The sequence below is a fragment of the Pseudomonas sp. BN411 genome (assembly GCF_029871235.1).
In the GTDB taxonomy this organism is placed as follows: Bacteria; Pseudomonadota; Gammaproteobacteria; order Pseudomonadales; family Pseudomonadaceae; genus Metapseudomonas.
Genome location: NZ_SSOM01000085.1, coordinates 235,067 through 257,809, shown reverse-complemented (window position 1 = coordinate 257,809; position 22,743 = coordinate 235,067). Strand labels below are relative to the sequence as shown.

General features: G+C 65.3%; 16 protein-coding genes. 5 read left to right on the top strand and 11 right to left on the bottom strand.

The window, feature by feature from the left end; translation table 11 throughout:
• A partial coding sequence (locus E8F06_RS28190) for a retention module-containing protein (RefSeq protein ID WP_280372449.1) occupies positions 1-5,070 on the bottom strand: 5,070 nt, incomplete at its 3' end.
• Between the two features lie 338 nt (positions 5,071-5,408).
• On the opposite strand from E8F06_RS28190, the gene E8F06_RS28185 reads away from it, so the two are divergent.
• From E8F06_RS28185 to E8F06_RS28175, 3 genes are all read left to right on the top strand, one after another.
• On the top strand, positions 5,409-6,761 hold the full coding sequence (locus tag E8F06_RS28185; RefSeq protein ID WP_280372448.1) for a TolC family outer membrane protein: 1,353 nt from the start codon (positions 5,409-5,411) through the stop codon (positions 6,759-6,761).
• A gap of 109 nt (positions 6,762-6,870) precedes the next feature.
• Positions 6,871-9,027 carry a type I secretion system permease/ATPase gene (locus E8F06_RS28180; protein ID WP_280372447.1) on the top strand — a complete coding sequence of 719 codons (2,157 nt, stop codon included), beginning with the start codon at positions 6,871-6,873 and terminating at the stop codon, positions 9,025-9,027.
• Between the two features lie 4 nt (positions 9,028-9,031).
• Entirely contained in the window at positions 9,032-10,375 is a 1,344-nt protein-coding gene (locus tag E8F06_RS28175) for an HlyD family type I secretion periplasmic adaptor subunit (protein ID WP_190834434.1), read from the top strand.
• 90 nt (positions 10,376-10,465) lie between these two features.
• On the opposite strand, the gene mmsB is transcribed toward E8F06_RS28175, so the two are convergent.
• The 5 genes from mmsB to E8F06_RS28150 are packed head-to-tail and all read right to left on the bottom strand — an operon-like array spanning position 10,466 to position 16,043.
• On the bottom strand, positions 10,466-11,350 hold the full coding sequence (gene mmsB / locus E8F06_RS28170; protein WP_280372446.1) for a 3-hydroxyisobutyrate dehydrogenase: 885 nt from the start codon (positions 11,348-11,350) through the stop codon (positions 10,466-10,468).
• Between the two features lie 43 nt (positions 11,351-11,393).
• Positions 11,394-12,497 (bottom strand): enoyl-CoA hydratase/isomerase family protein, encoded by a 1,104-nt coding sequence (locus E8F06_RS28165; RefSeq protein ID WP_280372445.1) that lies wholly within the window; start codon positions 12,495-12,497, stop codon positions 11,394-11,396.
• A 23-nt stretch (positions 12,498-12,520) separates the two neighbouring features.
• Complete coding sequence (locus E8F06_RS28160; RefSeq protein WP_280372444.1) at positions 12,521-13,339, bottom strand: enoyl-CoA hydratase; 819 nt, start codon at positions 13,337-13,339, stop codon at positions 12,521-12,523.
• A 10-nt stretch (positions 13,340-13,349) separates the two neighbouring features.
• Positions 13,350-14,513, bottom strand: a complete 1,164-nt coding sequence (locus tag E8F06_RS28155) for an acyl-CoA dehydrogenase family protein (protein WP_280372443.1) — start codon at positions 14,511-14,513, stop codon at positions 13,350-13,352.
• A 36-nt stretch (positions 14,514-14,549) separates the two neighbouring features.
• Positions 14,550-16,043 (bottom strand): CoA-acylating methylmalonate-semialdehyde dehydrogenase, encoded by a 1,494-nt coding sequence (locus E8F06_RS28150; protein ID WP_280372442.1) that lies wholly within the window; start codon positions 16,041-16,043, stop codon positions 14,550-14,552.
• A gap of 131 nt (positions 16,044-16,174) precedes the next feature.
• Between E8F06_RS28150 and E8F06_RS28145 the strand changes: the two genes are divergently transcribed.
• Positions 16,175-17,056 carry an AraC family transcriptional regulator gene (locus tag E8F06_RS28145; protein ID WP_280372441.1) on the top strand — a complete coding sequence of 294 codons (882 nt, stop codon included), beginning with the start codon at positions 16,175-16,177 and terminating at the stop codon, positions 17,054-17,056.
• A gap of 22 nt (positions 17,057-17,078) precedes the next feature.
• Here the strand turns inward: E8F06_RS28145 and E8F06_RS28140 are convergent, their stop codons facing one another.
• Positions 17,079-17,921 (bottom strand): HDOD domain-containing protein, encoded by an 843-nt coding sequence (locus E8F06_RS28140; RefSeq protein WP_280372440.1) that lies wholly within the window; start codon positions 17,919-17,921, stop codon positions 17,079-17,081.
• A 109-nt stretch (positions 17,922-18,030) separates the two neighbouring features.
• Between E8F06_RS28140 and ung the strand changes: the two genes are divergently transcribed.
• The gene (gene ung, locus E8F06_RS28135) at positions 18,031-18,726 is read left to right on the top strand and encodes a uracil-DNA glycosylase (protein ID WP_280372439.1); all 696 of its coding nucleotides are present in this window, start codon (positions 18,031-18,033) and stop codon (positions 18,724-18,726) included.
• 10 nt (positions 18,727-18,736) lie between these two features.
• Here ung and E8F06_RS28130 read toward each other — a convergent pair whose 3' ends face one another.
• The 4 genes from E8F06_RS28130 to E8F06_RS28115 form a co-directional block, all read right to left on the bottom strand.
• Positions 18,737-19,600, bottom strand: coding sequence for a DUF6279 family lipoprotein (locus E8F06_RS28130; RefSeq protein ID WP_280372438.1), 864 nt, complete (start codon positions 19,598-19,600; stop codon positions 18,737-18,739).
• Between the two features lie 160 nt (positions 19,601-19,760).
• Entirely contained in the window at positions 19,761-20,783 is a 1,023-nt protein-coding gene (locus tag E8F06_RS28125; RefSeq protein WP_280372437.1) for an AbrB family transcriptional regulator, read from the bottom strand.
• Positions 20,776-22,287 carry a tripartite tricarboxylate transporter permease gene (locus tag E8F06_RS28120; protein WP_280372436.1) on the bottom strand — a complete coding sequence of 504 codons (1,512 nt, stop codon included), beginning with the start codon at positions 22,285-22,287 and terminating at the stop codon, positions 20,776-20,778. Before E8F06_RS28120 ends, E8F06_RS28125 begins: the two co-directional genes overlap by 8 nt.
• Before the next feature lies 1 nt (position 22,288).
• Positions 22,289-22,732 carry a tripartite tricarboxylate transporter TctB family protein gene (locus E8F06_RS28115; protein ID WP_280372435.1) on the bottom strand — a complete coding sequence of 148 codons (444 nt, stop codon included), beginning with the start codon at positions 22,730-22,732 and terminating at the stop codon, positions 22,289-22,291.
• Between the last annotated feature and the right edge of the window lie 11 nt (positions 22,733-22,743).

Sequence of the window (22,743 nt, the reverse complement as noted above, 5' to 3'; positions counted from 1 at the left end):
GCCGCTGAGGCTGACCGGGATACCCGCCGAATCTTCGCTGCCGGAACCGCTGGCCGCGTGGGTTTCTGGCGCGTCGTTAACCGAGGTGACGGTGATGGTGCCGTTGGCTGGCGTGGCGTCTTCCAGGCCATCGTTATCCACCGCGGCGTATTGGAAGGTGGTGGTGCCATTCCAGTTGGCGTTGGGCACGAAGGTGACGCTGGCGCCGTTGCCGCTGGCGGGCACGCTGTCGCCGATGGCCAGTGCAACGCCGTTCAGCAGCAGGGTGCCATTGGCCGGCAGGGATTTGATGATGAACTGAGCAACGGTGCCGTCGAGGTCCGAGCCGCTGAGGCCGACCGGAATGCCCGCCGAGTCTTCGTTGCCCGTGCCACTGGCCGCGTGGGTGTCCGGTGCGTCGTTGACCGAGGCAACGGTGATGGTGCCGGTGGCCGGGGAACCATCTTCCAGGCCATCGTTATCCACCGAGGCATACTCGAAGGTGGTGGTGCCATTCCAGTTGGCGTTAGGCACGAAGGTGACGCTGGCGCCATTACTGCTGGCCGGAACGCTATCACCGATGGTTAGCGCCACGCCGTTCAGCAGCAGGGTACCGTTAGCCGGCAGGGACTTGATCACGAAGCTGGCGACGGTGCCGTCCGCATCGGAACCACTGAGCGCAACCGGGATACCGGCGGAATCTTCGTTACCGGAACCGCTGGCCGCGAGGGTGTCCGGCGCATCATTGACCGAGGTGACGGTGATGGTGCCAATGGCCGGAGTGGCGTCCTCCAGACCATCGTTATCCACCGCGGCGTAGTCGAAGGTCGCGGTGCCATTCCAACCGGCATTCGGGACGAAGGTGACGCTGGCGCCGTTGCCCGAGGCCGGGACGCTGTCGCCGATGGCCAGGGCAACACCGTTCAGCAGCAGGGTGCCGTTGGCGGGCAGGGACTTGATCACGAAGCTGGCGACGGTGCCGTCCGTATCGGAACCGCTGAGGCTGACCGGGATACCGGCGGAGTCTTCGTTGCCGGAGCCGCTGGCCGCATGGGTCTCCGGTGCGTCGTTGACCGAGGTGACGGTGATGGTGCCGGTGGCTGGCGTGGTGTCCTCCAGACCATCGTTGTCCACCGAGGCGTACTCGAAGGTGGTGGTGCCATTCCAGTTGGCGTTGGGCACGAAGGTGACGCTGGCGCCGTTGCCGGTGGCCGGCACGCTGTCGCCGATATTCAGCGCCACGCCGTTCAGCAGCAGGGTGCCATTTGCCGGCAGGGATTTGATGATGAACTGAGCAACGGTGCCGTCGAGGTCCGAGCCGCTGAGGCTGACCGGAATGCCTTGCGCGTCTTCATCACCCGAACCGCTGGCCGCGAGAGTGTCCGGCGCGTCGTTGACCGAGGTGACGGTGATGGTGCCGGTGGCCGGGGAACCGTCTTCCAGACCCTGGTTATCCACTGCGGCGTAGTCGAAGGTGGTGGTGCCGTTCCAGTTGGCGTTCGGCACGAAGGTGACGCTGGCGCCATTGCCACTGGCCGGCACGCTGTCGCCGATGGCCAGTGCGACACCGTTCAGCAGCAGGGTGCCATTGGCCGGCAGCGACTTGATCACGAAGCTGGCGACAGTGCCATCGACATCCGAGCCGCTGAGGCTGACCGGGATACCCGCCGAATCTTCGCTACCCGAACCGCTGGCCGCGAGGGTATCCGGCGCGTCGTTGACCGAGGCAACGGTGATGGTGCCGGTGGCCGGAGTGGTGTCCTCCAGACCATCGTTATCCACGGCGGCATAGTCGAAGGTGGTGGTGCCGTTCCAGTTGGCATTCGGCACGAAGGTGACACTGGCGCCGTTGCCACTGGCCGGCACGCTGTCGCCAATGTTCAGGGCGACGCCGTTCAGCAGCAGGGTGCCGTTGGCGGGCAGGGACTTGATCACGAAGCTGGCGACAGTGCCATCGACATCCGAACCGCTGAGGCTGACTGGAATGCCTTCCGCGTCTTCGTTACCCGAACCCACGGCCGCATTAGTTTCCGGCGCATCGTTCTCCGGGGTGACGGTGATGGTCAGTGTGGAGCTGCTGCCGGTGTTGGTGGTGTAGCTGACTTCCGGGACCGTACCGTTCCAGTTCGGCACCGGGGTAAAGGTGTAGGTGCCGTTGGCATTGATCACCAGGCTTCCGATGCCATTGATGGTGGCTGCGGTACCGGCGGTGAAGGTACCGGGCACGCCATTGATGCTGAAGGTCGCGACAGTGAGGGTGTCGTCCACGTCGCTGTCGTTGCCCAGGACGTTGCCGGTGGCCGGGTTGTCTTCGGTCACGGTGTTGCTGTCGGGGCTCAGGACTGAGGCATCGTTCACCGGAGTGACGTCGGCGAAATTCAGCTCGGCGGTGTCGGTGGTGGTGCCGTCGCTGACGGTATAGATCGCGGTGGGTACCGGACCGTTGTAGTTCGGCGCCGGGGTGAAGGTGAAGCTGCCGTCGCTGTTGATCACCAGGGTGCCGACGCCACTGAGGGTGGCAGTCTGGCCAGCGGTGTAGGTGCTCCCGCCCACTTCGAACTGGGTGACGGTCAGGGCGTCGCCATCGACGTCGCTGTCGTTGGTCAGGACATTGCCGACCGCCTGGATGTCCTCGATCACCGGGACCGGACCGTCATTGGCCGCCAGCGGAGCGTCGTTCGCCGGGGTGACGGTGATGTCCAGCGTGGAGCTGCTGCCGGTAGTGGTGACGTAGGTTACCTGCGGCACTGCGCCGTTCCAGTTGGCGGCCGGGGTAAAGGTGTAATTGCCGTCGGCGGCGAGGGTCAGGGTGCCGACGCCGGTAATGGTCGCCGTCGCGCCTGCGGCGAAGCTGCCATTGATGCCGGCCACGCTGAAGCTGGCGACCGACAAGGTGTTGTCCACATCGCTGTCGTTGGTGAGCACGTTGCCGGTGGCCGGGGTGTCCTCGGCGACAGTGTTGCTGTCGGCAGCCAGGACCGACGCGTCATCCACCGGGGTGACATCGGCGAAGCTCAGTTCGGCAGTGTCGGTAGCGCTGCCATCGCTGACGGTGTAGGTCGCGGTGGGCACTGGGCCGTTGTAGTTCGGTGCCGGGGTGAAGGTGAAGCTGCCGTTGGCGTTGATGACCAGGGAGCCGACACCATTGATGGTTGCGGTCTGGCCAGCCAGGTAATTGTTCCCGCCGAAGCTGAAGCCGGTGACGGACAGGACATCGCCGTCGGCATCGTTGTCATTGGTCAGCACATTACCGCTGGCCTGAGTGTCTTCGGTCACGGCGGTCGGTCCGTCATTGCTGGCGACCGGCGCATCGTTGACCGGGCTGACGGCGCCGAAGCTCAGCTCACCGGTATCGGTGGCGGTGCCGTCGGTAACGGTATAGGTGGCGGTCGGCACCGGACCGTTGTAGTTCGGTGCCGGGGTGAAGGTGAAGCTGCCGTCGCTGTTGATCACCAGGGTACCGACACCGCCGAGGGTGGCGGTCTGGCCGGCGGTGAAGGTGCTGCCGTCCACGGTGAACTGGGTGACGGTGAGGGCATCGCCTTCCACGTCGCTGTCGTTGGTCAGGACGTTGCCGGTGGCCGGGGTGTCCTCGGTTACCGGGACCGGGCCATCGTTTGCTGCGACGGGGGCGTCATTCACCGGGGTGACGCTGATGCTCAGCGTGGAGCTGCTGCCGGTGCTGGTGGTGTAGCTGACCTGGGGGACCGTGCCGTTCCAGTTGGCGTCGGGGGTGAAGCTGTAGTCGCCATTGCTGGCGATGGTCAGGGTGCCGACGCCGGCAATGGTGGCGGTCTGGCCGGCGGTAAAGCTGCCAGTGACACCAGCGATGGTGAAGCTGGACACGCTGAGGCTGTTGTCGACGTCGGAGTCGTTGCTCAGGACGTTGCCGGTGGCCGGAGTGTCCTCGGCCACGGTGTCGCTGTCGGCGGCCAGGGCGGACGCGTCATCCACCGGCGTTACATCAGCGAAGCTCAGTTCGCCGGTATCGGTGGCCGTGCCATCGGTAACGGTGTAGGTAGCGGTGGGCACGGGGCCGGTGTAGTTCGGCGCTGGGGTAAAGGTGTAGGAGCCGTCGGCATTGATGACCAGGGTGCCGACGCCGCCGAGGGTAGCGGTCTGGCCGGCGGTGTAGGTGCTGCCGGCCACGGTGAACTGGGTGACGGTCAGGGCATCGCCGTCGGTGTCGCTGTCGTTGGTAAGGACGTTGCCGGTGGCCGGGGTGTCCTCGGTGACTGCGGCCGGGCCATCGTTGGCGGCAACCGGGGCGTCGTTCACCGGATTCACACCAATGGTGACGGTGATGGTGTCGCTGCCGCCCTTACCGTCTCCGACGATGACCGTGAAGCTGTCATTGCCGTTGTAGTTCGGATTGGGCGTGTAGGTGTAGGAGCCATCCGGGTTGATCACCACGGTGCCGTTGCGAGGAGCATCGCCCGGGGTATAGGTGAGCGGGTCGCCATCGGGGTCGGTGGCGCCGAGCTGCCCTGTCACCGGAGTGTCTTCGTCGGTGGTGATGCTGCTGTCCTGGCCCTGCGGGGAACTGTTGGGCACATCCGGCAGAACGGTATCGGGGGGCAGGGTGGCATCCGCATCCGGGGTGTTGTCGTCCTCCACCAGCGCCTCAGTGGCCAGGGGGGCATTGCTGGTGGCGAAACCGATGGTCGGATCGACCTGGCCCGCTGTGGCATCCAGCATCACGAAACTGTGGCCGCCACCGGCGGCACCACCGCCTGCGCCACCGGCGCTCGGGCCGGCTGCGGTGGCTTCGAGTGCCTGGGTCGGGTCGACGCCGGCCTCGATTGCCTTCTGCAGTTGCGCGACGTCATCGGCGGGCGTCTGGGGGGCCGGCTGGGCAGCCTGGGTTTCGACGCTGGCCACGACGTCGGATTCGCTCCACTGGCTGTCGCGGCCGAGGTCGACCGTGCTGCCATCGGTGAGTTCGAGAGTCACCATCCCCTCAAGCCCGGTTTGCAACTGATCGCCTTTGAAGAGTCTGTCCCCCTCGACGAGGAGCCGCTGGAACCCTTCCGGAGACATCGCGAAGACCTGACCAACAATGCTTTTGACGACCGCAATAACACTGCTCATGGAGTGACTCTCCTGAAAATGGCTCTCAGCTGGCTTGTCGTCGCTGGGGTCGAATTTCGATGACCAAGCGCAGGACTGACATTCCCTTTCTATAGTTAATGCATGGCGTAAAGGTGGCGCCAATTAATTGGCTTATGACAATTGGCTATTGAGAATATGCCAAAGTATTGACCAATTGATTCCCATCCTAAACAATCGATTTCATGCTGTCACTTTGATATTTGCGTCGCCGTCCAGTGCTTGGCAATGTGATCTCGTCCACAAAGCGCGGTGCTGACGGAAAGCAATCTCCGGTGAAGTTTCCGGACCTCCAATTCAACGAAAAGGATGCCAAGAATATGCGTCTGAGATTCTCCGCCGTTCTCCCTTTTGCCCTCGCTGTGAGCCTTCCCACGCAGGCCCAGAGCCTGTCCGAAGCCATGCAGCACGCCATGGATGTCCACCCGGAAATCCAGGCGGGGGTTAACAGCCGTCTGTCGGCCGACAAACAATTGAGGGCGGCCAAGGGCGGTTACCTACCGTCCGTCGACCTGCTGGGCGGTTATGGCCGTGAGGGCAGCGACAACACCACCACCCGCGCCGAAGGCGACGACCACTGGAAGACCATGACCCGTGGCGAATCCAGCCTGCGTCTGCAACAGATGGTGTTCGACGGCTTCGCCACCCAGAACGAAGTGGGCCGCCAGCAGGCCACTGTGAACTCCCGCGCCTATTCCCTGCTCGGTACTTCCGAGCGCACCGCGCTGGATGTGGCCCAGGTCTATATCGATGTGCTGCGTCGCCAGGAGATGGTGCGTCTGGCCGAGACCAACTTGCGCAGCCACGAACGCATCTTCGACCAGATCAGCCTGCGCAGTGAGCGCGGGGTAGGGCGCCTGGCCGACCAGGACCAGGCCGAAGCGCGCCTGGCCCAGGCCCGCAACAACCTGATCACCGAGCAGACCAACCTGCGCGATGCACGCACCAACTTCTACAGCGTGGTGGGCATCGACCCGGTGGACCTGAGCGAGCCGGCCGGCTTGCGTGGACAGCTGCCCGAATCCCTCGAGGCCGCTCGCGGCACCCTGCTGGCCAACAGCCCGGTCCTGCGTTCGGCCGAGTCCGACGTGGCGGCGGCGGAGAAGCAGTACGACGCCGCGAAGTCCTTCTTCTACCCGCGCTTCGACGCCGAATTGTCCCGTGGGGCGGACAATGACCTAGATGGCGAAGACGGCCACGTGAACGATTGGCAGGCAATGTTGCGCATGCGTTACAACCTGTTCGCCGGCGGCAGCCACAAGGCCGACCTGGAGTCCAAGGCCTACCAGATCAACGAAGCGCTGGACATTCGCAACAACGCCCTGCGTGTGCTGAACGAAGAGCTCGGTCTGTCGTGGAACGCCCTGGACAACGCCCGCGAGCAGATTCCGATCGCCCAGCAATACGTCGACTACAGCACCCGTGTGCGCGAGTCGTACCAGCAGCAGTTCAGCATCGGCGAACGTACGCTGCTCGACCTGCTGGACAGCGAAAATGAACTGTTCACCGCCTCGCGTCGCCTTGTGGACCTGCGCTACACCGAGCTGTTTACTCAGTACCGCATCAAAGCGACCATGGGCGAGTTGCTGAAGAGCCAGGGAGTGGTGGCGCCGATGGCGACGGTCGTACAGACCGAGCTCAAGCCCGAGGCAACTCTTCCCGGCCTGAACTAGGTACCTGTTTCGGATCCACGCGGCGCAAGGGGGCGTCCCCTCCCTCTTGCGTCGTCGGGGTCCGGCCTAGGCCCTGCCTCCCGTAGACCCCAGAGCAGAGAATCCAGGCGTGGATCCAGAAGTCAGTCGTTCAAGTGTCAATACCGATCCACGTGGGCAGCACGACGACCCCTTGCTCGATTCGCTGCTGTCCCTGTGCGTCCTGCACCACAAACCCGCCAACCGGGCCATGCTCACCAGCGGCCTGCCGCTGCCCAAGCAGCGCCTGACCGCCGATCTGCTACCCCGCGCCGCTGCCCGTGCGGGCCTGCAGGGCCGCCTGATGCAGCGGCGCCTGGATCAGATTCCGAAGATCGCCATGCCGGCGCTGCTGCTGCTCAAGGAAGGCCGCTGCGCGGTAATGCTCGGCTGGGGCGACGACGGCAAGGCGCGCCTGCTGCTCAGCGAGAGCGACGGCGGTGAAGTGAAGGTCACCCGCGAGCTGCTGCAGGAGGACTACAGCGGCCAGGTGTTCTTCGCCCAGCCGCAGCACAAGTACGACCTGAACACCGACAGCCTGATCCCGCGCACCGAGTCCTGGTTCCGCGATACGCTGAAGCGCTCCCGCTGGCTCTATACCGATGCGGTTGCCGCCAGTCTGCTGATCAACCTGATCGGCCTCGGCGCTCCCTTGTTCGTGATGAACGTGTATGACCGTGTCGTGCCCAACCAGGCGATCGCCACCCTCTGGGTGCTGGCCGTCGGCATCTCCGGGGCCTACATCTTCGATCTGTTGCTCAAGACCATGCGCGGCCTTTGCCTGGACCTCGCGGGCAAGAAAACCGACCTGATCATCTCCGCCACTCTGTTCGAGCGCATCGTCGGCATGGCGATGAAGTACCGCCCGATGCGGGTCGGCAGCTTTGCCCAGAACATCCATGAGTTCCAGACGCTGCGGGACTTCCTCGCCTCGCTGACCCTCACCAGCGTCATCGACCTGCCGTTCACCTTGTTGATCCTGCTGGTGATCGGATTGCTCGGTGGGCACCTGGTCTGGGTGCCGGTCCTGGCGTTCCCGCTGGCCATGGGGATCAGCTGGCTGTTGCAGAAACCGCTGGTGGCGACCATGGACCGCACCATGGCGCTGGCGGCGGAACGCCAGTCGAGTCTGATCGAGACCCTAGCCGGCCTCGACGCGGTGAAGGTCAACAACGCCGAGAGCGATCGCCAATACCTCTGGGAGCAGACCATCGGCACCCTGGGTCGCCTCGAACTGCGGGTGAAGATGCTTTCCAGCCTGGCGATGAACCTGACCCTGATGATCCAGCAGTTGGCGGGCGTGGTGATGATCGTCTCCGGCGTCTACCTGATCATGGCCGGTGACCTCAGCATGGGCGGCCTGATAGCCTGCTACATGCTCAATGGCCGTGCCCTTGGCCCGCTGACCCAGCTTTCCGGCCTGCTCACCCGCTACCAGCAGGCGCGCCTGACCATGAAGTCTGTCGACCACATGATGGACCTGCCGCAGGAGCGCCAGGAGGGCGAGCAGCCTCTGGTCCGGGACAAGCTGCAGGGCAGCTTGGAAATGCGCCAGATCAACTTCACCTACCCGCACCAGCAGACCCCGGCCCTGAGCGAAGTGAACCTGATCGTTCGTCCGGGCGAGAAGATCGGCATCATCGGCCGCAGCGGTTCCGGCAAGAGCTCACTGGCCAAGCTGATCGTCGGCCTCTACCAGGCCGATTCCGGCAGCCTGCTGGTGGACGGCACCGACATCCGCCAACTGGACGTCAGCGAGCTGCGCCACAACGTCGGCTACGTGCCCCAGGACATCCAGCTGTTCAGCGGCACCCTGCGTGACAACCTCATGTCCGGTGCCCGCTACGTGGAAGATGAACTGGTGCTGCAGGCGGCCGAGCTGTCCGGCGTGCACGAGTTCGCCCGGTTGCACCCGCAGGGCTATGAACTGCAGGTGGGTGAGCGGGGCCAGAACCTGTCCGGCGGCCAGCGGCAGAACGTCGCCCTGGCGCGCGCGCTGCTGCTCGATCCGCCGATCCTGCTGCTCGACGAGCCCACCAGCTCCATGGACAACCCCGGCGAGGAGCGCCTCAAGGAACGTCTCACCGGGATGATCGCCAACAAGACCCTGCTGCTGGTCACCCACCGTGCCTCGATGCTTTCGCTGGTGGACCGCCTGCTGATCGTCGACCGTGGCCGGGTCATCGCCGACGGTCCGAAGGAAGCGGTCATGGAAGCACTGAAGAAGGGGCAGATCAGTGTCGCATAAGGGCATGGGCGCGCTGCGCCAGTACTTCAAGGGCGGCGATTCGCTGTCCGACCAGCCGCTGCCGGAGGTCAACAAGGCCCTGGTGGAAGACGCGCCCCGCGTGGTGCGCCTGACCATCTGGACCCTCATCGGCTTCACCCTGTTCATGCTGCTCTGGGCCAACTTCGCCCAGGTGGACGAGGTCACCCGCGGCGAAGGCAAGGCGATTCCCTCATCCAAGCTGCAGAAGGTGCAGAACCTGGAAGGCGGCATCATCTCCGAGCTGTTCGTCCACGAGGGCCAGGTGGTTGAAGTCGGTGATCCGCTGCTGCGCCTGGACCCGACCCGTTTCGAGTCCAACGTCGGTGAAACCGAGGCGGACCGCACCGCCATGCAGTTGCAGGTCGAACGCCTGAGTGCCGAGGTGGATGACCGCCCGCTGCAGATATCCGACGAACTGCGCAAGCTTGCGCCGGAGCAGGCCAATAGCGAAGAAGCGCTGTATCGCAGCCGCCAGCAGCAATTGCAGGAAGAGGTGGCAGGCCTGGAAGAACAACTGGTGCAGCGCCGCCAGGAATTGCAGGAGTTCATCTCCAAGCAGGGCCAATACCGCAACAGCCTGCAGTTGCTGCGTCAGGAGATTTCCATCTCCGAACCGCTGGTGTCCCAGGGAGCGATTTCCAAGGTGGAAGTCCTGCGCCTGCGCCGCGCCGAAGTGGAGAACCGTGGCGAGCTGGAAGCCACCAGCCTGGCCATTCCCCGCGCCGAATCGGCGATCAAGGAAGCCGAACGCAAGATCGCCGAGACCCGTTCGCGCTTCCGCAGCGAAGCGCTGGCCCAGCTCAACGAGGCGCGCACCGAACTGAACAAGGCCAATGCCACCGGCAAGGCGCTGGAAGACCGCGTCAAGCGCACCCTCGTCACCTCGCCGGTGCGGGGCATCGTCAAGCAGCTACTGGTCAACACAATCGGTGGCGTGATCCAGCCGGGCAGCGACCTGGTGGAGATTGTGCCGCTGGACGACACCCTGCTGGTGGAAGCGCGTATCCGTCCGCAGGACATCGCCTTCCTGCACCCCGGGCAGAGCGCCATGGTCAAGTTCACCGCCTACGACTACACCATCTACGGCGGGCTGAGCGCCGACCTGGAACAGATCGGCGCGGACACCATCACGGATGAGGAAGGCAACAGCTTCTACCTGATCAAGCTGCGCACCAAGAAGAGCCATCTGGGGACGGAGCAGAATCCGCTGCTGATCATCCCAGGCATGGTCGCCTCGGTGGACATCATGACCGGCAAGAAGAGCATCCTGAGCTACCTGCTCAAGCCCATCATCAAGGCCCGCGCCGAGGCACTGCGCGAGCGCTGAGCACCGCCGAACTTGTAGGAGCGAGCTTGCTCGCGAACAGCCCGAGCACGATCCTTCGCGAGCAAGCTCGCTCCCACAGGAAAGCGGCCCTCACTCGGTAAACAGCTTCTGCACCACCGAGAAGTCTTTCTTGCCCTTGCCCTGCTTGAGCAGCAGCCGATAGATCTGCAGCGCCAGGGCGCCCATGGGCGTGCTGGATAGGCTGCTCTGCGCGGTTTCCTGGGCGAGCCCCAGGTCCTTGGCCATCAGCTCGGCCATGAAGCCCCCATCGTATTCCTTGCTCGCCGGTGCGTTGGGCATCACCCCCGGCCAGGGGTTGTAGCGTTCCAGCACCCAGTTGCCGCCCGAACTCTGGCGCATGATCTCGGCGAGGATGGCCGGGTCCAGGCCATTGGCCACGCCCAGCGCCATGGACTCGGCGGTGCCGATCATCTGCACCGCCAGCAACTGGTTGTTGCACACCTTGGCCACCTGGCCGGCGCCGTCTGGGCCGGCGTGGAAGATGTTCTTGCCCATGGCCTGGAAGACCGGCCGCGCCTTTTCCAGCGCTGCGGCTTCGCCCCCGACCATGAAGGTCAGGGTGCCGGCCGCAGCTCCGGCGGTGCCGCCGGAAACCGGTGCATCCAGCAACTCGATGCCACGGGCCTTCGCCGCCGCGTGAACCTTGCGCGCGGACTCCGGGGCGATGGTGGAGCATTCCAGCAGCAGGCTGCCGGCGGCGATGGACTCCAGCAGCCCGCCGTCGCCCAGCAACAGGCCTTCCACGTGCCGGCTGGCCGGCAGCATGGTGATCACCACCTGGGCGCCATTGACCGCTTCCCGCGCATCCCTTGCGGGCTTGGCACCCTCGGCCGCGAGCTCGTCGACGGCGGCCTGCACCAGGTCGTAGACCTTGAGGTCGTGGCCGGCCTTGAGCAGGTTGCGGGCCATGGGCAGGCCCATGTGGCCAAGTCCGATAAAGGCGATCTTGCTCATCGTGCTACTCCTTGGCCCGGCCGGGGTGGCGGCGGGCGGATTGTCAGAGATCGTCCAGCGGGTGCCGGCCGTCCCACACCGGCTCGAAATGGGCCTCGATCACCGCACGGGGAATGGCCGCTACATCCGGCCAGTGCCAGCGTGGGGCGTTGTCCTTGTCGATCAGGCGGGCGCGCACGCCTTCGGGGAATTCCGGATGACGGCAGCAGTTCAGGCTCATGGCGTATTCCATGCGGAACACTTCAGCCAGGGAGAGATGCTTCGCCCGGCGGATCTGCTCCCACACCAGGTGCGCGGTGAGCGGGCAGCCGGCGGCCAGGGTCTTGGCGGCGCGGGCCAGCGGCACATCGCTGTCGTGCTGCAAAGCGGTCATGGCCTTCCAGGCGGCGGGCAGGTCGGCCACGTCGAGCAGTTCGTCGATGCGCTTGCGCCGTGGTAGCCACTGGGCTTCCGGCAGTTGGCCACGGGCCTCGTGCTCCAGGGCCTTGAACAGGCTGTTGAGCTGGGTCTCGGGTTTGTCCTGCCAGTTGAGCTGGACCAGCCCGGCGACCAGGGCGTCTTGCTGGTCTTCCAGCAGGAAGCGGTCGGCCAGGTCGAGGTCAAGGGCATCGTGGGCGTTGATGGTGCCGGCACCCAGGCCGAGGAACAGGCCGAGCTTGCCGGGCAGGCGGGCGAGGAACCAGCTGCCGCCGACATCAGGGTAAAGGCCGATGTTGATTTCCGGCATTCCCAGGCGGCTGGAGGGCGTGACGATGCGGATCGACGCGCCCTGCATCAGGCCCATGCCGCCACCCAGCACGTGGCCGTGGGCCCAGCAGATCAGCGGTTTGGGAAAGGTGTGGATGCGGTGGTCGAGGCGATATTCATCGGCGAAGAATCGGCCCGCCAGCGGCGGTACCACGCCGGGGTGTTCGCGGCAGGCATCCACCAGTTTGCGCACGTCGCCGCCAGCGCAGAAGGCCTTGGGGCCGTTGCCGCGCAGCAACACGCAGACGATCTCCGGGTCTTCGGCCCAGGCACGCAGCCGGGCATCCAGCGCCTCGATCATCGGCAGGGACAGGGCGTTGAGGCTGGCTTCGGCATCCAGGCTGGCGATGCCGATGCGGGCGCCGTGCAGGCCATTACGTTCTTCGAAACTCACATTCATGGTCGTGTTCGTCCGGCTTTCGGTCATTTGTTGCGCCAGTTCGGATTGCGCTTTTCCAGGAAGGCGTTGACGCCTTCGCGGGTGTCGTCGGCGTCGAACAGGTCGACGAAACGCTCGCGTTCTTCCGGCAGCCAGCCGTTCGGCCCGCGCTCCCGCGCCCCCTGGATCAGCGGCTTGATGGTGCGCACCGCCACCGGGCTCTGCCGCGCCACCTTGGCCGCCAGCAGCAGGGCGGTGCCACGGGCTTCGCCGCTGTCCACCACCTGTTCCACCAGGCCGATGCGCAGCGCGGTTTCAGCATCCACGCGCTCACCGCAGAGAATCATGCGCTTGGCCCAGCCTTCGCCCACCAGCCACGGCAGCGCCTGGGTGCCGCCGGCGCAGGGCAGCAGGCCCACGGCGGCTTCCGGCAGAGCCATCTGTGCCTGGCGTTCGGCGATGCGGATGTCGCAGGCCAGGGCGCATTCCAGTCCGCCGCCCATGGCGTAGCCGTTGATCGCGGCAATGGACACACCACGGAAATCCCGCAGCGCCTCGAAGGCCTCGCCGAAGCGTCGGGCCATTTCGCGGGCGCGGGCCTTGTCGCCATCGGCGAAGAGGTTGAGGTCGGCGCCGGCGCTGAAGAACTTCGGTCCCTGGCCAGTCACCACCAGGGCGTAGATGTTGTCGTCGTGGTTGAGGTGCTCGATGAGCTGCTTGAGCCCGATCAGCGACTCGCGGTCCCAGGTGTTTGCCGGCGGATGGTTGATGGTGAGGAGCGCGGTGTGGCCGTGCTTCTCCACCGTCAGCTTGTGGGTGAGGTCGAAGATGCCGGGCTGATAGGGTTCCAAGGCTGTGGACATGTGCAGCTCCTTACAGAAGTCGGTCGAGGGCGCCGCCCTGTTCCAGTAAACGGCGCGCCACGATGACGCGCATGATTTCGTTGGTGCCTTCGAGGATCTGGTGTACCCGGGTGTCGCGTACCCAGCGTTCCAGAGGATAGTCGTTCAGGTAGCCATAGCCGCCGTGCAGTTGCAGCGCCTCATTGCACAGTTCGAAGCACTGGTCGGTGGCGAAGCGCTTGGCCATGGCGCAATAGAGGCTGGCCTCAGCGTGGCCCTGGTCCAGGCGGTGGGCGGCCAGGCGCACCATCTGCCGGCTGGCGGTGAGGGCGGTGAGCATGTCGGCGAGTTTGAATTGCAGGGCCTGGAATTCGGCCAGCGCCTTGCCGAACTGCTTGCGCTCTTCCACATAGCGCAGGCTCTGCTCCAGGGCCGCCTGGGCGGCGCCGAGGGAACAGCTGGCGATGTTCAGGCGGCCGCCATCCAGGCCTTTCATGGCGTAGACGAAGCCCTGGCCTTCCGGGCCGATGCGATTGCCGGCGGGAATGCGCACGCCTTCGAAGGTGATGGTGCGGGTGGGTTGGGCACGCCAGCCCATCTTGTCTTCATTGCGGCCGTAGCGGATGCCGTCGGCGTCGGCCGGTACCAGGAAGCAGGATATGCCCTTGGCACCGTCCTCTCCCGTGCGGGCCATGACGATCAATACCTGGGTGCTGCCGGCGCCGGAAATGAAGCATTTGCTGCCGTCCAGCACATAGTGGTCGCCATCACGGCGGGCGCGGGTACGCAGGCGGGCGGCATCGGAACCGGCGTCGGGTTCGGTCAGGCAGTAGGAGGCAAGCAGTTCGCCGCCGATCAGGCCGGGCAGCCAGCGCGACTTGAGTTCGGCATCGCCGAAGGACGCCAGCATCCAGGTGGCCATGTTGTGGATGGTCAGGTAGGCGGTGGTGGCCACGCAGCCAGCGGCCAGTTGCTCGAAGATCAGGGAGGACGACAGCCGGGACAGCCCCAGGCCGCCATCCTCTTCGGCGATGTACAGGCCCAGGTAACCCTGTTCGGCGGCGCGGCGGATCACCTCCAGCGGGAAGTGGTGGTCACGGTCCCAGTCCGCGGCGCCGGGCGCCAGTTCGTGGCTGGCGAAGGCGCGGGCGCTGTCCACCAGCAGGCGTTGTTCCTCGGTGAGGTCGAAATCCATACTCTCTGCCTTGGTCAGGTGTAGGAGCGGTCTGCCCTATTTCAGGTGGATGGTCATGTTCGGGCCGGTGACCGGTGTGTCATCGAACCAGCGGCTGGTGACCGTCTTGGTCTCGGTATAGAAGCGCACCGCCTGCTTGCCGTAAGCGTGCAGATCGCCATAGAAGGAACCCTTCCAGCCCGTGAAGGAGAAGAAGGGCAGGGGCACCGGGATAGGGACGTTGATCCCCACCTGGCCCACTTCCACCGCATGCTGGAAGTGCCGCGCGGCGCCGCCGGAGCGGGTGAACAGGCTGGTGCCGTTGCCGTAAGGGTTGGCGTTGACCAAGGCGATGGCTTCTTCGAGGCTGTCCACTTCCATGCAGACCAGCACCGGGCCGAAGATTTCTTCGCGGTACAGGCCCATCTTCGGCGACACACCTCGGAACAGGGTCGGGCCCAGCCAGTTGCCGTTCGGGTAACCCGGCACCGTGCACTGGGAGCCATCGAGCAGACATTCGGCGCCTTCCGCCTTGCCTTCGGCAATCAGTCGCAACACGCGTTGGCGGGCCTGCTGGCTGATCAGTGGGCCGAACGCCGAATGGGCGTCCTTCCAGTGACCGGGGCGCAACTCCGCCATCTGTGCGGCCAGCTCGGGAATCCACTGGCGTGCCTCACCGACGAAGATCGCCACGCTGATGGCCATGCATCGCTGGCCGGCGGCACCGCAGCTGGCGCCTATCAGGTTGCTCAGCACCTGGTCCTTGTGGGCATCGGGCAGCACCACCATGTGGTTCTTGGCGCCGGCGAACGCCTGCACTCGCTTCAGGTGGGCAGTGCCGGTGCGGTAGATATGCTGGCCCACCGGCACCGAGCCGACGAAGGAGATGGCGCGCACGTCCGGGTGGGTCAGCAGCGCATCCACCTGTTCGCGGCCACCGTGGATCACCTGCAGCACGCCCTTGGGCGCACCGGCTTCGATGAAGAGTTCGGCGAGGCGGTTGGGGGTCAGCGGGTCCTGCTCGGAGGGCTTGAGGACGAAGGTGTTGCCGCAGGCGATGGCCAGCGGAAACATCCACAGCGGAATCATCGCCGGGAAGTTGAAGGGGGTGATGCCGACGCAGACGCCCAAGGGCTGAACCCAGCTCGCGGTGTCGATCTCGCGAGCGACGTTCTCCACCGTCTCGCCCATCATCAGGCTGGCCACGTTGGCGGCGTGTTCGGCCACCTCGATACCACGCCAGACATCGCCCTTGGCGTCAGCGAAGGTCTTGCCGGTCTCGCTGGCCAGCAATTCCGCCAGTTCGTCGTGGTGATCCTTGAGCAGCTGCTGGTAGCGCAGCATGAGGCGGGCGCGTTCCGGGACCGGCACTTCTCGCCAGGTCTGGAAGGCGACCTTGGCGCTGGCGACGGCGGCCTCGATCTCCTCAGCCGTGGCCTTTGGCGCCAGGGCCAGAACCTCCTGGGTCGTTGGGTCGGTGACCTCGATCAGCTCGCGGGCGCGGCTGTCGCGCCACTCGCCGTCGATCAATTGCGGAATTGTCCGAGACATCTGGTCCTCCACCCGTGAGACGGGACCTTGTTGTTTCTTGCTCTTATAACGGCCGCCGATTCAGATGTGGATTGACGATCTTGGTTGCGGGATGGACGATCTTGGGATTGCGGGCCACTACAAGAATGTCCATGAGCCGCTCCGTCGAAACATCCAACTGGCCGCTGCCGGCCAATGGCGTGCGCTTCACCACGCCACCCCGCCTGCGCCGCCTGCTGGCCCGTCACCCATTGACTTCCGCCTGTTATCCACTGGCACTGGGCTACTACCCGGAGGCCCTCGGGCACCTCATGGATCGCCATGAACCGGAAGACAACCTGCTGATCTACTGCCGCTCCGGACAGGGCTGGCTGGAAACCGGGGATGGACGATTCGATGTGGGCGGTGGCGACCTGCTGCTGCTGCCCAAAGGCCGCGCCCATGCATATGGCGCTGATGCGCAGCGGCCCTGGAGCATCTATTGGGTGCACTTCGAAGGTGAACTGGTGGAGGACTACCTGCGGCCCCTGGGGCAGTCGGTCCTACATCGGATCGGTGTGCAGCCGCGCCTGCTGGCCGATTTCGATGCGCTGCTGGGGCTGCGCAAGCAGGGCCTGAACCTGCCGCACTTCGTCCATGCCGCCCACCAGTTGCAGACCTTGCTGACCTCCCTGGCGGTGCTGCCCGTGCGGGGGTATCTCAAGTCAGGCCGGGTGCTGGACGTGGATGCGGTGCAGGCGGTGATGCGTGCCCATCTGCACGACAGTCTCAACCTCGACCAACTGGCGGCCCAGTTCAAACTGTCGCGCTTCCACTTCGCCAAGACCTATCGGGCCCTGACGGGGCACGCGCCGATCCAGGATTTCATCCAGCTGAAGATGGCCCACGCCTGCCGCTTGCTCGACGAGGGCGACCAGGGGGTGAAGCAGATTGCCGAGCAACTCGGTTACGACGACGTCTATTACTTCTCGCGCCTGTTCAGGAAGGTGGTGGGGATGGCGCCCAGTCATTACCGGGCATTGCATCAGGGGTGAGTTGCAGCGGGCTTCTTGCCGGTCAATCGGCTTCGAGCGGCCGGCCGCCCAGCAGTTTCAGCCAGAGCGCCACCACTTCCGCGAGTTCCGCGCGCAGGAGGCGCGGTGTCGGCAGCTCCATGCGCTGGTAGGCGGGCAACCGCGCGAGGCGGTCGTCGTCACGGGGTTCGTCCAGCAACTGGCTGGCGACCTGCACCACGTCCGCCAAATCCACCGCGCCCTTGTGCTGGCGGCACCAGTCGCGACGCAGGCGTGCGCAGTCCTGCAGGTTGCTGGGCAATTTCCAGGCGCTCAGCAGCAGTACGCCCAGTTCGGCGGAGAGCTGTTCGCACAGCCGTTGCACATCGACCTCCAGGCGTGACACCTGCGGCCAGCGATGCAACTCCTGGAGCAACGGCAGGCTGCCGACGTCCTGCAGCAGGCCGGCCAGCAGGGCGTCCTCCTCTTGCAGGTGGGGCAGGTGCTGGGCCAGGCCGGCGCTCAGGGCGGCCCGTTGCAGGCTGAGGTTCCAGCGCTTGTTGAAGACCTTGCGCAGGCTGGTTTCGTCACCGTCGAACAACTGCTGCAGCTCGAAGGCCAGCACCAGGTTGGCCAGGCGCCTGCCATCCAGCTGCCTGACCAGGTCCAGCAGGCGGGGACAGGGACGGACATGGCCGAGTAGCGGCAGGCTGGCGAACTCCATCAGGCGCCCGGTCAGGGTCGCGTTGGTTTCCAGCAGTTCGCTGACCTGCTCATGGGAGGGCTTGTCGCCCGCCTGCAACTGGCGCAGGTGCAGGGACGTCTCCGGCATCGGCGGCAGCGCACTGGCATCCTTGAGAAAGCGTTCGTAGAGCGCGAGTTTCACGGTGTCGTGGCGATTATCCATGCGGGCTCACTCCGGGCGTCCTTGATTGACAAGGGTAGTGGGCATTTCATAGGGTGCCCGACCATCGGGCGGGAAGCGCCCTGGCAACCGCCACGGAACAGATTGAGTGATGACTGAAAGCGACGACCGGATCAGGCTCGAAGAGAGCTGGAAAGAAGCCCTGCGGGACGAGTTCGAAAAGCCCTATATGAAGGCCCTGGGCGATTTCCTGCGCCAGGAGAAGGCCGCCGGCAAGGTGATCTTCCCGCCGGGACCGCTGATCTTCAATGCGCTGAACTCCACGCCGCTGGAGCGGGTGAAGGTGGTCATCATCGGCCAGGATCCCTACCACGGTCCGGGCCAGGCCCACGGCCTGTGCTTCTCGGTACAGCCGGGCGTACCGGCGCCGCCGTCGCTGCAGAACATCTACAAGGAACTCAAGCGCGACCTGAACATCGACATTCCGTCCCACGGTTACCTGCAATCCTGGGCGGAGCAGGGCGTGCTGCTGCTCAACACCTCCCTGACCGTCGAACAGGCTCGCGCCGGTTCCCATGCCGGTGCCGGCTGGCAGCCCTTCACCGACAAGGTGATCGAGGCCGTCAGCCAGAACCGTCCGCACCTGGTCTTCCTGCTCTGGGGCTCCCACGCGCAGAGCAAGGAACGGCTGATCGACCCCACCAAGCACCTGATCCTGAAGTCGGCGCATCCGTCGCCGCTGTCGGCCTACCGGGGCTTCCTCGGCAACGGCCACTTCAGCCGCTGCAACAAGTTCCTCGTCCAGCACGAACTGGCACCGATCGACTGGAGCCTGCCCGCGCTCTGAAGCCGGGCACTCAGCGCGGGTAGCACTCCAATCCCTTGAGGTCCGCGACCATCTCGCCGATGTGCTGGCGCAACGCATTGCGCTGGCCCTCGTCGGCACTGTTGAAAAGATCGGTGAGCAGCCGGGCCAGGGCGTCCTCCGCCGCTGGATAGGCCTTGCGGTACTTCGCTGTCCAGAAGGTTTCCGGGTCCTGCAGCAGGGCGGTGAGGCGCACCGGGAAGTCCGCGTTATGACGGCTATAAAGCGCACTGCGCAGCTCCTTCTGCCAGTTTTCGCGGTTGTCGGACCAGATCCGGTTGTAGTCGCCTTGTTCCTTGGCCCAGGTGTCGATGCGCGCCTGCTGGCTCGGCCGCAACGGTCCCAACCATTCCTCGACGCGTTCGCGCATGCGCTCTGATCGCGCGACCACCTGTTCCTTGAGCGGCGGTGTGACGTGCTCTTCGCGCAACTCGACATTGCGCTCGTCCATGGAGACATAGAGCTCGCCCATCTGCTGCGGGTAAAGATTCTTCGCCACGCCTATCGCCGTGGGAGTGATTTCGACAGCGATGTCCCGCGCGGCCTCGCGAACCTGCACGAACTGGCCCTGCACATCGGTGGCCGTCAGCTTTGGCCGCTGGCTGAGCTGGACCAATTGCTCCAGCCAGGCGACGTATTCGGGCAGCTGGGTTCTGCAATGCCAGGCGAGGTGCTTTTGCAAGCGCGGCTCCAGCCAGGCTTTCTGTGAGTCGTCGAGGCTGACGTAGGTGCTGATCCACCAAGGAATGACCAGATCCAGGTTGCGATAGGCCAGGTCCAGACGACTACAGGCCGCCACCAGCAGGAATGTCGTGGCGAGCAGCACAGCACGAAGCGGGGTAACGCGTCCGGACATGGAAGTCGGCCATGGCAATTAGTAGATGGGGAGAGCATAGGCGTGCCGCATTGCGGTTGACGGTGTGCACGCAACCGGATGTTGCGAATGGGGTATGAAGTTGGTCGCGTCGATGCGGGGCGGACGGGGCGCGGGATAAAAAAAGCCCGCACAAGGCGGGCTAAACGTGGGTCTTGTGCTTCTGCCAGCGTCGGAACACCGGCTCGGCGAGAAACAGCACCAGGAGCAGTCGCAACACCTGCAAGGCGGTGACCAGGGGTACCGAGAGCTGCAGGGCTTCGGCGGTGAGGCTGAGTTCGGCGATGCCGCCCGGCATCATGCCCAGCATCAGCGAGCGATGGTCGAGCCCATCCAGCCAGCCCAGTAGTTCGGCGGCAAGGGCGGCGAAGGCCATGCCCAGGGAGGTGGCCAGCAGGGTGCGAGCGATGAATGAGGGCGCGCGCTTGAAGAAGGCGCGGTCGAAGTGGCAGCCCAGGGCGCTGCCGATCAGCCATTGGCCGAGCTGGCTGGCGCCTTGCGGCAGGCCCAGTTGCAGGTCGAAGCCGATGCTCATCCCGGCACTGACCAGCAGTGGGCCGATCAGCCAGGGGTTGGGTTGGTGGAAACGCTGCATCAACAAGGCCAGCAGTGCGCCGCCAGCGAGCAGCAGGGCGAGCCAGCCCCAGTCCACCGATGCCGCCTGATGCTGTACGGCGGGAACGCCGACGAACAGCTGGAACAAGGCTGGTACGCTGAGGACCACCAGCAGCAGGCGCAGGCTTTGCCCGGCGGCGACGCGGCTGAGCATCGCGCCGTTGCGCTTGCCGAGGTTGACCATTTCGCTGGCGCCCCCCGGCATGCTGGCGAAGAACGCGGTGGCGCGGTCCTCGCCGCTGCGCAGCATGAGGCTGATGCCGATGACGCTGGAAAGCGTGGTGGCCACGGCACCGACCAGGATGATCGCGCTGTTGGCCAGTACCTGCTCGATCACCGCGGGGGTGAAGTGCAGGCCAATGCCCACACCCACCACCCACTGGCCGCACTTGCGTGCGCCCGGCACTTCCACCAGCGGCAGGTTGCCGATGCAGCGCACGGCGATCACCGCCAGCAGCGAGCCCACCATCCACGGCAGCGGCCAGCCGATCAAGCTGGCCAGCCAGCCGCCGGCGGCGCCCACCAGCGGCGTGAGCAGCCACTTAGGCATGAGCGAGCTTCGCCTTGGCGCGGCGTGCACGCATCCAGCGGAGGCCCGGCAGGGCCAGCATCACGGCGGTGAGCACCCAGAGGGCGATGGTGATCGGGCTGCTCCAGAGGATGCCGAGGTCGCCGTTGGTGATGGACAGGGCGCGGCGCAGGTTGGATTCCATCAGCTCACCAAGGACGAAACCGAGGATCAGCGACGACAGTGGGAAGTCCATCTTGCGCAGCAGGTAGCCGAACACCCCGAGAGCCGCCATCAGCACCAGGTCGAAGGTGGTGCTGTGCACGGCGTACACCCCCACCACGCTGATCACGGTGACGGCCGGGACGAGGATCCAGTTCGGCACACTGAGCATACGGGCGAACAACCCAACCAGCGGGATGTTCATCACCAGCAGGATAACGTTGCCGATGAACAGCGAGGCGATCAGGCCCCAGACCACATCGGGCTGCTGCTCGAACAGCAGCGGGCCGGGAGTGATGTTGTACAGAGTCAGGGCGCCGATCATCACCGCGGTGGTGCCCGAGCCCGGCACGCCGAGGGTCAGCATGGGAATCAGCGAACCGCAGGCCGAAGCGTTGTTGGCCGCTTCCGGTGCCGCCACGCCACGCAGGTCACCTTCGCCGAAGCGGCTGCTGCTGCCGGCCATGCGCTTCTCGCTCATGTAGGTGATGGCGCTGGCGATGGTGGCGCCGGCACCCGGCAGCACGCCGATGACGAAGCCGGCCAGGGAGCTGCGCACGCTGCTCCACCAGGTGAAGGTGAATTCCTTCAGGTTGAACAGCATGCGTCCGCTGGTCTTCACGGCCTGCTGGCCGGTGGCGGTGTGCTCCAGCATCAGTAGCATTTCGCTGACGCTGAACAGGCCGATGACGACGATCACGAACTGGATGCCGTCGGACAGGCCGACGCTGTCGAAGGTGAAACGGTAGACGCCGGTGGTGGCGTCTACGCCCACCGTGGCCAGGCCCAGGCCGATCAGCGCCGAGAGCAGGGTCTTGACCGGCTTGTCGCCGACCATGCCGCCCAGACAGGCAATGGCGAAGACCATCAGCATGAAGTACTCCGCCGGCCCGAAGGCCACCGCCCAGTTGGCGAGAATCGGTGCGAAGAGCACCACGCCTATGGTGGCGATGGTGCTGCCGATGAAGGAGCTCATGGCCGACAACGAGAGGGCGATGCCGGCCTTGCCCTGGCGCGCCAGAGGGTAGCCGTCGAGGGTGGTCATGATGGCCGCGGCGTCGCCCGGTACGTTGAGCAGGATGGCCGAGATGCGCCCGCCGTACTCGCAGCCCAGGTACACGGCGGCCAGCAGGATCAGGGCGGTTTCAGGCGGCAGGCCGAGAGCGAACGCCAGCGGCAGCAGGATCGCCACCCCGTTGATCGGCCCCAGGCCCGGCAGCAGGCCGACCACGGTGCCGATGAAGGCGCCGAACAGTGCCACCAGGAGGTTGATTGGACGCAGGGCGACGTCGAAGCCCTGGGCCAGGAAGTTCAGGGTTTCCATGTCAGTTCTCCAGGAAGGCCAGCAGCCCCAGGGGCAGCGGAACGTCCAGCAGGTAGTCGAACAGGCCGTAGAGCAGTGCGCCCATCAGCAGGCCGCTGGCCAGGCTCGGCAGCAGGCGGCCGTTGAACAGCATGCCGAGGCCGAAGCCCACGAGGGTGGTGCTGAGGACGAAGCCCAGGGGCTCGAAGAGCAGCCCGTAGGCGAACAGGGCGATAACGAAGATCGCGACCTTGCGCGCCAGGGACCAGGAAATCGGCAGGTCCTCGACGTCACCCGGCTTGTAGATCAGCCAGATGGCGGCGGTGGCCATCAGGAACAGCAGCAGCAGGGGGTAGGCGCGCGGGCCGACCGGGTCGTAGCTGAACGGCGCCTGGAAGCCCCAGGCGACCACGGCGAGCAGGGCACAGACGAGCAGCCAGACCGCAGCGAAGATTCGTACGTACATGGCGGTTTACC

Coding starts and splice junctions, on each gene's coding strand:
- E8F06_RS28140 (WP_280372440.1), bottom strand. CDS start 17,921: ATGGATAATCGCCACGACACCGTGAAACTCGCGCTCTACGAACGCTTT.
- E8F06_RS28125 (WP_280372437.1), bottom strand. CDS start 20,783: ATGCCTAAGTGGCTGCTCACGCCGCTGGTGGGCGCCGCCGGCGGCTGG.
- E8F06_RS28120 (WP_280372436.1), bottom strand. CDS start 22,287: ATGGAAACCCTGAACTTCCTGGCCCAGGGCTTCGACGTCGCCCTGCGT.
- E8F06_RS28155 (WP_280372443.1), bottom strand. CDS start 14,513: ATGGATTTCGACCTCACCGAGGAACAACGCCTGCTGGTGGACAGCGCC.
- mmsB (WP_280372446.1), bottom strand. CDS start 11,350: ATGAGCAAGATCGCCTTTATCGGACTTGGCCACATGGGCCTGCCCATG.
- E8F06_RS28145 (WP_280372441.1), top strand. CDS start 16,175: ATGAGCCGCTCCGTCGAAACATCCAACTGGCCGCTGCCGGCCAATGGC.
- E8F06_RS28150 (WP_280372442.1), bottom strand. CDS start 16,043: ATGTCTCGGACAATTCCGCAATTGATCGACGGCGAGTGGCGCGACAGC.
- ung (WP_280372439.1), top strand. CDS start 18,031: ATGACTGAAAGCGACGACCGGATCAGGCTCGAAGAGAGCTGGAAAGAA.
- E8F06_RS28130 (WP_280372438.1), bottom strand. CDS start 19,600: ATGTCCGGACGCGTTACCCCGCTTCGTGCTGTGCTGCTCGCCACGACA.
- E8F06_RS28185 (WP_280372448.1), top strand. CDS start 5,409: ATGCGTCTGAGATTCTCCGCCGTTCTCCCTTTTGCCCTCGCTGTGAGC.
- E8F06_RS28160 (WP_280372444.1), bottom strand. CDS start 13,339: ATGTCCACAGCCTTGGAACCCTATCAGCCCGGCATCTTCGACCTCACC.
- E8F06_RS28115 (WP_280372435.1), bottom strand. CDS start 22,732: ATGTACGTACGAATCTTCGCTGCGGTCTGGCTGCTCGTCTGTGCCCTG.
- E8F06_RS28165 (WP_280372445.1), bottom strand. CDS start 12,497: ATGAATGTGAGTTTCGAAGAACGTAATGGCCTGCACGGCGCCCGCATC.
- E8F06_RS28175 (WP_190834434.1), top strand. CDS start 9,032: ATGGGCGCGCTGCGCCAGTACTTCAAGGGCGGCGATTCGCTGTCCGAC.